Raw genomic sequence first — 9,243 nt, forward strand, 5'->3', positions numbered from 1 at the left:
TGCGGAAGAAGTTGCAGAAAAGGAAAAAGAGGTTCGCTCAAAGCCGACTTTGATGAATCAGGTGACGGTGACTGCTGCACGTTCCGAGAAGCAGCTTAAAGACGTCGCTGGAAGTGTGTCAGTGATTGGTGAAGAGCAGATAGAGGCACAACTGGCTACTAATATCAAAGATTTAATGCGTTATGAGCCAGGAGTTATTGTAGGGACTAACAGTCGCGGGGGATTAGATGATTTCAATATTCGAGGTATGGAAGGTAACCGTGTCAAGGTGATGGTCGACGGTGTCGATTTGCCAAAACAAATGGATACTGGCCATTACTTTCAGCAGCCCCAGCGCAGCCAGATTGATATTGAAGCATTGAAGGCAGTAGAAATAGTTAAAGGCCCTGCATCCAGTTTATATGGCAGTGATGCCATCGGTGGTATCGTGGCATTCCAGACCAAAGATCCTTCTGATTACCTTATGGCTGCGGGCGACGATACGGCAGGTTCAGTCAAGGCGGGCTATTCCAGTGTCAATGAAGGTTTTTCAGAAACACTGACGCTGGCGAATCGTACTGGTGATCTTGAAAGCTTAATGGTTTATACCCGGCGTGATTATAAAGAGACTGAGACCTACGGTGGAGAAGATATTATCGGTGGTGCCAGAGGTGAGGCTAACCCTTCTGACACAGCCAGCAATAATGTCCTCGGAAAACTTCAATACCAGCTAAACGAAGATCATCGGATTGGTTTAACGGCTGAATATTTTCAGGATGATATTGATGCCGTTTTCAAAACGGAAAGTGAAGCCGGTTTTGAACCGGTAACAGGCACTGATGAGGTAGTCCGTAAGCGAGTTGGGATTTTTCACCAGTGGCAGGCCGATGCCCGGGCTTTTGATCAACTGCGGTGGCAGTTTGACTGGCAGGACTCTTCTTCTCAGCAGGAGACTTTTCGGCCCAATAAAGGAGATGAGCGTAAAGACTATTACTATGGTGAAGAGAGCTTAAAGCTGTCTGCCCAGTTTAATAAAGCCTTTGAATATGGCAGCGTTTCACATCAATTAGTATATGGGCTGGATATTGGCCAGTCAGACGTTTCGAATCGAAACCTTGTTTCCAAACCCGGCTCAGTAACGGAAGACAAAGCTTATATACCGAAGGTTGATGACCTGGCATACGGACTGTTTATTCAGGATGATATTCAGGTCAATGAGCATCTGCTGGTTACACCCGGACTTCGCTTTGACAGTTACGACTATAACCCCGATGGCATTATGAATGATGGCTCTGGTGATTCGGCGCCGGGCAGTAACGACAGTCAGTTAACCGGACGCATCGGTGCTGTCTACAACCTGAGTAGCGATCTTTCAGCCTTTGCTCAGTTTAGTCAGGGCTTTAAGGCACCTGACCTGTTTGATATGTACTACACCGATGAGAAAGAAGTCACTATTCCTTATCCTCAACCCACAACAGGCAGATATAAAAACGAAGCAAATCCGAATCTTAAACCGGAAGAGAGTAACTCTATTGAGTTTGGACTAAGGGGCGGTAACCGGTTAGGCAGCTTTGAAGTTGCTGCTTTCTTCAGCCAGTACAAGAATTTTATAGAGACAGTTACCTATGAAGATACTTATTACAACTGGGGTATTTTCCGCGCAGAAAACATAGCCAAAGCAGAAATCAAAGGCATCGAGTTGAAAGGGCAGCTCTGGCTGGATGAAGCGATTAGCGCACCAGCGGGAACCAGTCTGAAAGTTTCTCTGGCTTATGCTGACGGCAAGGGAAAGCAGGAAGGTGAAGGTTGGCAGACTCTAAACAGTGTTGCCCCACTCACAGGTGTGATTGGTCTGGGCTATGATGATATCTCCGGCAACTGGGGTGGTGATCTGGCTTGGACGCTGGTTAAGGGAAAAAGTGACTCCGATGTTGAAGACGGTGACTTTAATCCCGCTGGCTATGGTCTGATGGATATGACCGCGTACTATCTGCCAGCAAAGAATGTCACCCTGAGAGCTGGCCTGTTCAACATCACCGATAAAAAATACCACCTCTGGGATGATGTTCGCGGTCTTGCTGCAGATAATCCGGGGCTGGACCGATACAGCGAGCCTGGTCGTAACTTCTCTATCAGTGCTAAATACGACTTTTGACGTTTGATCTCGTTGCCACGCTCTGAGGCTACCGTCATTCCCGCCTTCGAGGCTGTCGCAAAACCCTCCGGAAACCTCGTTCCCATGCTTTTAGGCCCTGGGGGTCCTGCGTGGGAATGCATACCGTACTCGCCACAAGTGAATAACCAGCCTGAAACTCCCACAGATTCGGGCAAGGAGAGGTTTCTGTACATACGGACAGATCCGTATGCATTCCCACGCGGAGCATGGGAACGAGGGTTTTGCGACAGCCTCCTTCACGGGAGTGACAACAATAATATTGCTATGGGTTTTAACACTTCCCGGCACCAGGCGAATAAGGCATCGGATTATGTGGCAACAATCATGGCAGGCTGGTAATCGAGATCGATTACTAAGGCACATAAAAGAGAATGCAGACGAACAATGGGATATCGTTGTCGCTGGCGGTGGGATTACCGGTGCAGGCATTGCCCGTGAAGCTGCCCGTCGTGGCTTGAAAGTCCTGGTGGTGGATCGTCAGGATTTCGCCTGGGGTACCTCCAGTCGCTCCTCAAAAATGGTTCACGGTGGCCTGCGCTATATCGCTTCCGGTGATATTAAAACCACCATGCATTCGGTGTCTGAGCGGGAACGTCTGATGAAAGAAGCCCCGGGTCTTGTTGATCAAATGGGATTTCTGATGGCCCATTATAAAGGTGGATTTCCCGGGCCGTTTATCTTCAATATTTTACTGCGAATTTATGATTTTTTTGCCGGTAAGCGTTACCGGAAATTTCATAAGCTGAATGATTTTGAATATCTGAGCCCATTGATTAATGAAAATAACCTGCTCGGTGGTACCCAGTTTGCGGACGCTATTACTGACGACTCACGTCTGGTTATCAGGGTACTCCGGGAGGCTCAGAAAGACGGTGCAGCCGTCATCAATTATGTGGGTGTCGATTCTTTGATTAAAGAGAACGACCGGGTGATTGGAGTTCAACTTAAAGATGCAGAAACCGGCGACCTGATTGCGGTGAAAGCGAAAGTCGTTATTAATGCTACGGGAGCCTGGGGCGATGAGCTGCGGGGAGAAATGACGTCAGAGCGAAACATTCGCCCCGCCCGCGGCAGCCATATTGTTGTGCCAGCCTGGCGATTGCCGGTAGCGCAGGCTTACACAGCGATGCACCCTGAGGATAAACGACCGATTTTTATTTTCCCCTGGGAAGGCAGAACCGTCATCGGAACAACCGATCTGGATAATGGCGACATCGGTAACCACGAGGTTGCCATGTCCCGTGATGAGCTGGAATATCTGATGAAAGCCGCCACCTTCCAATTCCCGAAAGCCGGATTAAAAGAGCAGGATATTATTTCTTCCTGGGCCGGCGTTCGTCCCCTGGTGAGTTCTGGTGCCCTGAATCCCTCGAAAGAAAAACGTGATCACAGTATCTGGAATGATAACGGTCTGGTGACGATCAGTGGTGGTAAGCTGACAACCTTCCGGTTGATTGCCCTGGATGTTTTAAAGGCTGCTGAAGAGTACCTGCCTGACGTTGATTTTAGCGACTCAGGTGCGGATATGTTTACTCAACATGAACCTGCGAGTTCTTTGTTTAAGCAACTGCCTGATTATTTGCAGAAACGGATTAAAGGCCACTATGGAATGGACAGTGACCGTTTACTGGAACAGTCCCGGCTGAGTGAACTTGATGTTATTCCCGGTGCCCGTGCCCTGTGGGCAGAGTTACGCTGGTCTGCAAAAAATGAAGCGATTGTTCACCTGGATGATCTCCTGTTACGCCGCACCCGCCTGGGCTTGTTGCTCGAGCAAGGGGGCTTGATTTTTGAAGACAAAATCAAGGCCATATGCAGCAAAGAACTTGGCTGGACCGAAGAAAAGTGGCAGCAGGAAGTCACCCGTTATCAATCCATCTGGAATACCTGTTACAGCATTCCACAATAAAAATACTCAATAATAAAAATATAAAAGTGAGCGTATGGTGAGTGATTCAGAGTATGTACTGGCCATCGACAATGGCACGCAAAGTATTCGTGCACTGGTATTTGATAGTGCCGGCAATGAGATCGCCAAAAGCAAAGTTGATCTGGAAGCCTATTTTTCACAGCACCCCGGCTGGGCAGAACAACATCCTGAATACTATTGGCAGCACCTTGGAAAAGTGTGCGAAGCATTATGGGCTCAGGGCATTGTAACGCCCGGTCAGATTAAAGGTCTGGCGCTGACTACTCAGCGCTATACCATGATTAATCTGGATGAGCATAAAAAACCGTTGAGGCCAGCCATTATATGGATGGATCAGCGTAAATCCGAGCCAGAAAAAACGGTTGGAGGTCTGTGGGGGTTGCTGATTAAAGTCACCGGCCTGACCAGTCTTATTGAAGATTTACGGGCTAAGGCTCGTGATAACTGGATAATGCAGCATCAACCGGATGTATGGCAGAAAACCCGCCATTATGTGAATTTATCCGGTTATCTGACGTATCAGCTAACCGGCGAGATGAAAGACTCCAGTGGTTCAGTGGCGGGCTATCTGCCTTATGACTATCGTCGTCAGAAGTGGGCAGGAAAAAGAGACCTGAAATGGAAACTGCTGGCTGCCAGACGACACATGTTGCCAGAACTGGTGCAACCCGGAGAGCTGTTAGGCCATATCACACCCGAGGCCGCTGAGCATACCGGCCTGCCCATTGGTTTAGCGATGATTGCGGCATCATCAGACAAGGCCTGTGAAGTGCTGGGAGCGGGTGGCATTGACCCACATATCGGCTGTTTGAGTTTTGGCACCACGGCGACCATAAGCACGACAACAACCCGATACTTTGAAACCATTCCCTTTATTCCCCCTTATACCGCAGCGATGCCAAAGCACTACAACACCGAAGTGATGATTTATCGTGGCTTCTGGATGGTCAGCTGGTTTAAAAATGAATTGGCTCAGGCCGAACAGCGCAAGGCCAAAGAGCTGGGAGTAGAACCCGAACAGCTTTTCGATGAATTGTTGAACCAGGTGCCTCCGGGGTCAATGGGATTGATGATGCAGCCTTACTGGTCACCTGGCGTACGCCAGCCAGGCCCGGAAGGTAAAGGTGCATTTATTGGTTTTGGTGACGTTCATAAGCGCGCGCATATTTATCGGGCAATTCTGGAGGGCCTGGCCTACGAATTACGTTCTGGCAAAGAGCAGATCGAAAAGCGCAGCGGCACACCAATTACCCGATTACGAGTCTCTGGCGGTGGCTCCCAAAGCGATGCCGCGATGCAATTAACCGCGAATATATTTGGTATGGAAGCAGAACGTCCCCACACGTTTGAGGCGTCGGGTCTTGGGGCGGCGATCAATTGTTTTGTTGGCCTTGGTATCCATAAAAACTACAGCGAAGCCATTGATAAAATGACCCGCATTGGCGATGTGTTTGAGCCGGATGTACCCACGACGCAACTGTATGACCGTTTATACAAAGAAGTTTATAAAAAGATGTATAAGCGCATGCAGCCATTGTATAAATCGATCCGTGAGATCACCGGTTACCCTAAAAAATAACAATAATCAGGAAATAGAACTCAAAAAATCACAACGCAAATAAACCTGCAGGACAATACGACTCTGCGCGTTGATTCGCAGACTGGCTATAACGACAGTGGGCATTATTCATATAAAAAATCCCAGCCAAACTGATCACCTGAATCCGTCAGGAAGGGTTTTAAAAGTGAACAATTTTCAAGATCCTCCCAACAATTTGAAAAATCATAATCGTCAAAATTCAACAGAGGCATACTCACATCAGCTATAGAATATTTTGGACTATTAACTACCAGCTCCTCCGGGCAACTCAGTGAACCCCGGCTATCATCAGCTTGAGATAGACGTTGTCTTACGTCCATACAATCCCCGTCATCAGCCTGACCATCTGTGGATGTTGGAGCTGGCCAGATTGAGCAGCCCTCTTCAGCACCGCCAGCCTGATTGAAAGTGATAATAGAAGAAGTGTATTGAACATTGCCGGTTCCACTTTCTTCTCTTGATTTTTCCAGTGAGCAACTAGCCTGTATTGAGTCTGGCGGCTTCTGAGCTACTTCAATCTCAGGCAGTTGATGCTCATGCGCTTGCTCCAGAGGGGTGTTTCCTCTGGTAGATTGTCCCCTTAAGGTTGAGTTCCAATGATTTTTAATTGCAATACTCGTCCGCCCTGGCATCAATCCGGCGATTGCCGTCCAGTGGTTACCATATTTTTGTTGTAAAATAACAATTCTCTGATCTTCAGCTGCAGTCCAGTTACCTTTTTTTACACCTGGACTAAAGTGATTCAACCAATGTTCGCGACAATTCTTGTTTGTGCGATACGTAAAACGTTCAGCAATGGTTGTCCACTTGGTTCCATGCTCTCCAACCAGTTCCAACAGTAGTTCATCTTCCCCTTTAGTCCAGTTGAGCACAGCCTTTTTTACCTTGCCTGACGACATTAATCTACTGATGCCTTGATCAACAGGTTCAGTCTTCCGTCGGATTTTATTATTCTTTTTCCCACAGGATTCTTTCCCCTCAGAAAAATTGTACTGCGAGTCATTAAAAGCAATATTGCTCAGATCATGAGTTTGAATATTGCATAAAGCCCCATTACCTTTAGAGTGACTGGTTTCAGGCTGAATCTTCTGGTATCCCAATCCCGTTTTCTGCGTAAAGTTTGATACTGATCGGTGATCTGCCTGAGAACTCTGGCGTTGACTGTGAACTGAAGAGGTTTGAGCCTTATTATCAATAATCGAGACACGATAACTATTGAGATCAGAGTTATCAGGCATACTCATCTCATCAACTGTGGTGGGTATTGGTGTATTTGTGGTGTCAAGCCCTGTTCCATTCAATTCACTCACTGTCATACCTCCAACAAATACTGCTGAAGATACAAATTCCGGTGGGAATTGCCCTGATTTTCTCATTAAGGAGTGATCTGATAAAGGAGGTAACAAACCGGGTACCTGAAGTTGACTTAGAGCTAACATTAAGACAGTTACTTTAGGACAACATCAACAGGTAAAATGTTCCTCATCGTATAATGCTGCTCAAATAACAAATATAGGGCTATATTCCCTTTAAGAAATTGTCCCGAAATAAGATCCACATTTTACTGAAACCTGTAAAAGACCGTTGCCCGCTACCCGCAAAAGCGGCTTGGCTTTTTCGGGTAGCGGGCGGCGGGCAGCGTTCGTTGAAATGGCTAAGTTATTTCAGGACAATTCCCAATAAGGTACTCAGAGAGCCAGATTCCATCATTTTTCTGATGATTTTAAATGCGCTTCACTCACTGATGGAGTGAGCTTTAAAAACAGTTTTTACGATCTTCCACGATCCATCAATACGACGATATTCGTCCTGATAAAAACCACCCAGCTGCCGGGTAGCCCCGGTATCACCATTGATATTAAAGTAATACAGCGCCCATCTTGCTGTAGCCTGCTCACCATCCACTTCTATTTCAGGGTTAGCGCCATGGTGAAGGTCAATTACATGGTCATGGCAGGCCATCTCCTGAAACAGCCCTGTAAAGCTGTCACGATCTTTGAAAAGACCAACAGGGCCATAATCGATATGAATCTCACCTTCAGCAAAACAATCTTTAATTGACTCGACTTCTTTCAGGTCACAGGCATTAAGGTACCGGTGCTTTAACTGCCGGATATCTTCAAGCGCTTCCAGCCTTTTAACCCTTTCCTCCAGAGTCATGCCAGTACCTCCAGGTTATCCTGACTCCAATAGGCCTTCATGGACGTAATTTTGCCATCGTCGTTAAATTGCATAATATCAATAACCGTGATGACGCAGGGACTGCCTTCAAACGTCACTTTGACCTGAAATGGAATAGCACCTTCACCACTGATGGTAGTTCTGACGTCACCGGTCTGCTCAGCAGAGGCTTCAGTCTGCCCCAGACCTTCACGGTAAAATCGTGAAATGGCGTCAATACCCTGCAAAGGTTCAACCCCGACAGGGTCTTCCACCATCGCCTCATCGGCATACAGTGCGAGAATAGCTTCGATATCCCGCTTATTAACCAGCTGGACGTAAAGCTCCATTTTTTCGCGAATGGTGGCTGTAGAAACCATAGTTATTATTCTCCCAGTAGACTTGCCTGAATTACCAGAGTGGCTATTCGTCCACCCCGGCATTAAGGATTCGCCACAGAGGCACGGAGAAAAGAAAAGTCTTTTCCTCTGTGCCTCCGTGGCAAAAAATAACTTACACCACTTCAAACAACCCGGCAGCGCCCATACCACCACCGATACACATGGTAACCACCACATATTTAGCACCCCGACGCTTACCTTCAATCAGGGAATGACCCACCATACGGGCACCGGACATACCAAATGGATGACCAACCGCGATCGCCCCACCATTCACATTGAGGTTTTCATTGGGGATACCCAGCTGATCACGAGAGTAAATCACCTGACAGGCAAACGCTTCATTCAACTCCCACAGACCAATGTCGTCCATCTTCAGGCCGTGACGCTTCAGCAATTTCGGAATAGCAAAAACAGGCCCAATGCCCATTTCATCAGAAGCACAGCCAGCCACTGCCAGACCACGATAAATACCCAGCGGCTCCAGACCTCGCTGCTCTGCCAGCTTACTGCTCATCAATACAGAAGCGGATGCTCCATCTGACAGCTGAGAGGCATTACCAGCAGTAATAAAACGCCCTTCACGCACCCATTGGCCATCGTTCCAGACGGGTTTCAGACCCGCAAGACTTTCCAGCGTCGTGCTGGCACGATTACACTCATCCTGAGCCAGTGTCACTTCTTCATAGGTAACTTCTTTTGTCTCTTTATTGAAGATGCTCTTAATCGTGGTCATGGGAGCAATTTCATCAGCAAACAGACCTTCACTCTGAGCCCTGGCGGTTCTCAGCTGACTCTGAAGACTGTATGCATCCTGAGCTTCACGGGAAATACCATAACGCTCGGAGACAAGTTCAGCCGTTTCTATCATTGGGATATAGGCAGCCGGATCCATGGCAATCGCCGCCTTGGATAGATTGCGATAAGTATTCTTGTGCTTGTTCTGCACCAGGGAGATCGACTCAAGACCGCCTGCCACGGCGATATCGATTTCATC

The 9,243-nt window shown here is 47.6% G+C and carries 7 protein-coding genes; 3 read left to right on the forward strand and 4 right to left on the reverse strand.

All coding sequences use genetic code 11. The annotated features are described in order from the left end of the window. The 3 genes from RM811_RS13895 to RM811_RS13905 all read left to right on the forward strand — a co-directional run. On the forward strand, positions 1-2,134 hold a 2,134-nt coding region (locus tag RM811_RS13895; protein ID WP_402525322.1), incomplete at its 5' end, for a TonB-dependent hemoglobin/transferrin/lactoferrin family receptor. 331 nt (positions 2,135-2,465) lie between these two features. Continuing rightward, on the forward strand, positions 2,466-4,064 hold the full coding sequence (locus tag RM811_RS13900; protein WP_402525324.1) for a glycerol-3-phosphate dehydrogenase/oxidase: 1,599 nt from the start codon (positions 2,466-2,468) through the stop codon (positions 4,062-4,064). Positions 4,065-4,098: 34 nt separating this feature from the next. Beyond that, positions 4,099-5,664: an FGGY-family carbohydrate kinase gene (locus RM811_RS13905; protein ID WP_402525327.1), complete on the forward strand. Its 1,566-nt coding sequence runs from the start codon at positions 4,099-4,101 to the stop codon at positions 5,662-5,664. Positions 5,665-5,768: 104 nt separating this feature from the next. Here the strand turns inward: RM811_RS13905 and RM811_RS13910 are convergent, their stop codons facing one another. From RM811_RS13910 to RM811_RS13925, 4 genes are all read right to left on the reverse strand, one after another. Next, on the reverse strand, positions 5,769-6,995 hold the full coding sequence (locus RM811_RS13910) for a Myb-like DNA-binding domain-containing protein (RefSeq protein WP_402525330.1): 1,227 nt from the start codon (positions 6,993-6,995) through the stop codon (positions 5,769-5,771). A gap of 424 nt (positions 6,996-7,419) precedes the next feature. Continuing rightward, entirely contained in the window at positions 7,420-7,845 is a 426-nt protein-coding gene (locus RM811_RS13915; RefSeq protein ID WP_402525332.1) for a nuclear transport factor 2 family protein, read from the reverse strand. After that, positions 7,842-8,225 carry a nuclear transport factor 2 family protein gene (locus tag RM811_RS13920; protein WP_402525335.1) on the reverse strand — a complete coding sequence of 128 codons (384 nt, stop codon included), beginning with the start codon at positions 8,223-8,225 and terminating at the stop codon, positions 7,842-7,844. The genes RM811_RS13915 and RM811_RS13920 overlap by 4 nt, the downstream gene beginning before the upstream one ends. 133 nt (positions 8,226-8,358) lie before the next feature. Then, a partial coding sequence (locus tag RM811_RS13925; protein ID WP_402525337.1) for an acetyl-CoA C-acyltransferase occupies positions 8,359-9,243 on the reverse strand: 885 nt, incomplete at its 5' end.

Origin of the sequence: Endozoicomonas sp., assembly GCF_031844845.1 — a bacterium.
GTDB lineage: Bacteria > Pseudomonadota > Gammaproteobacteria > Pseudomonadales > Endozoicomonadaceae > Endozoicomonas.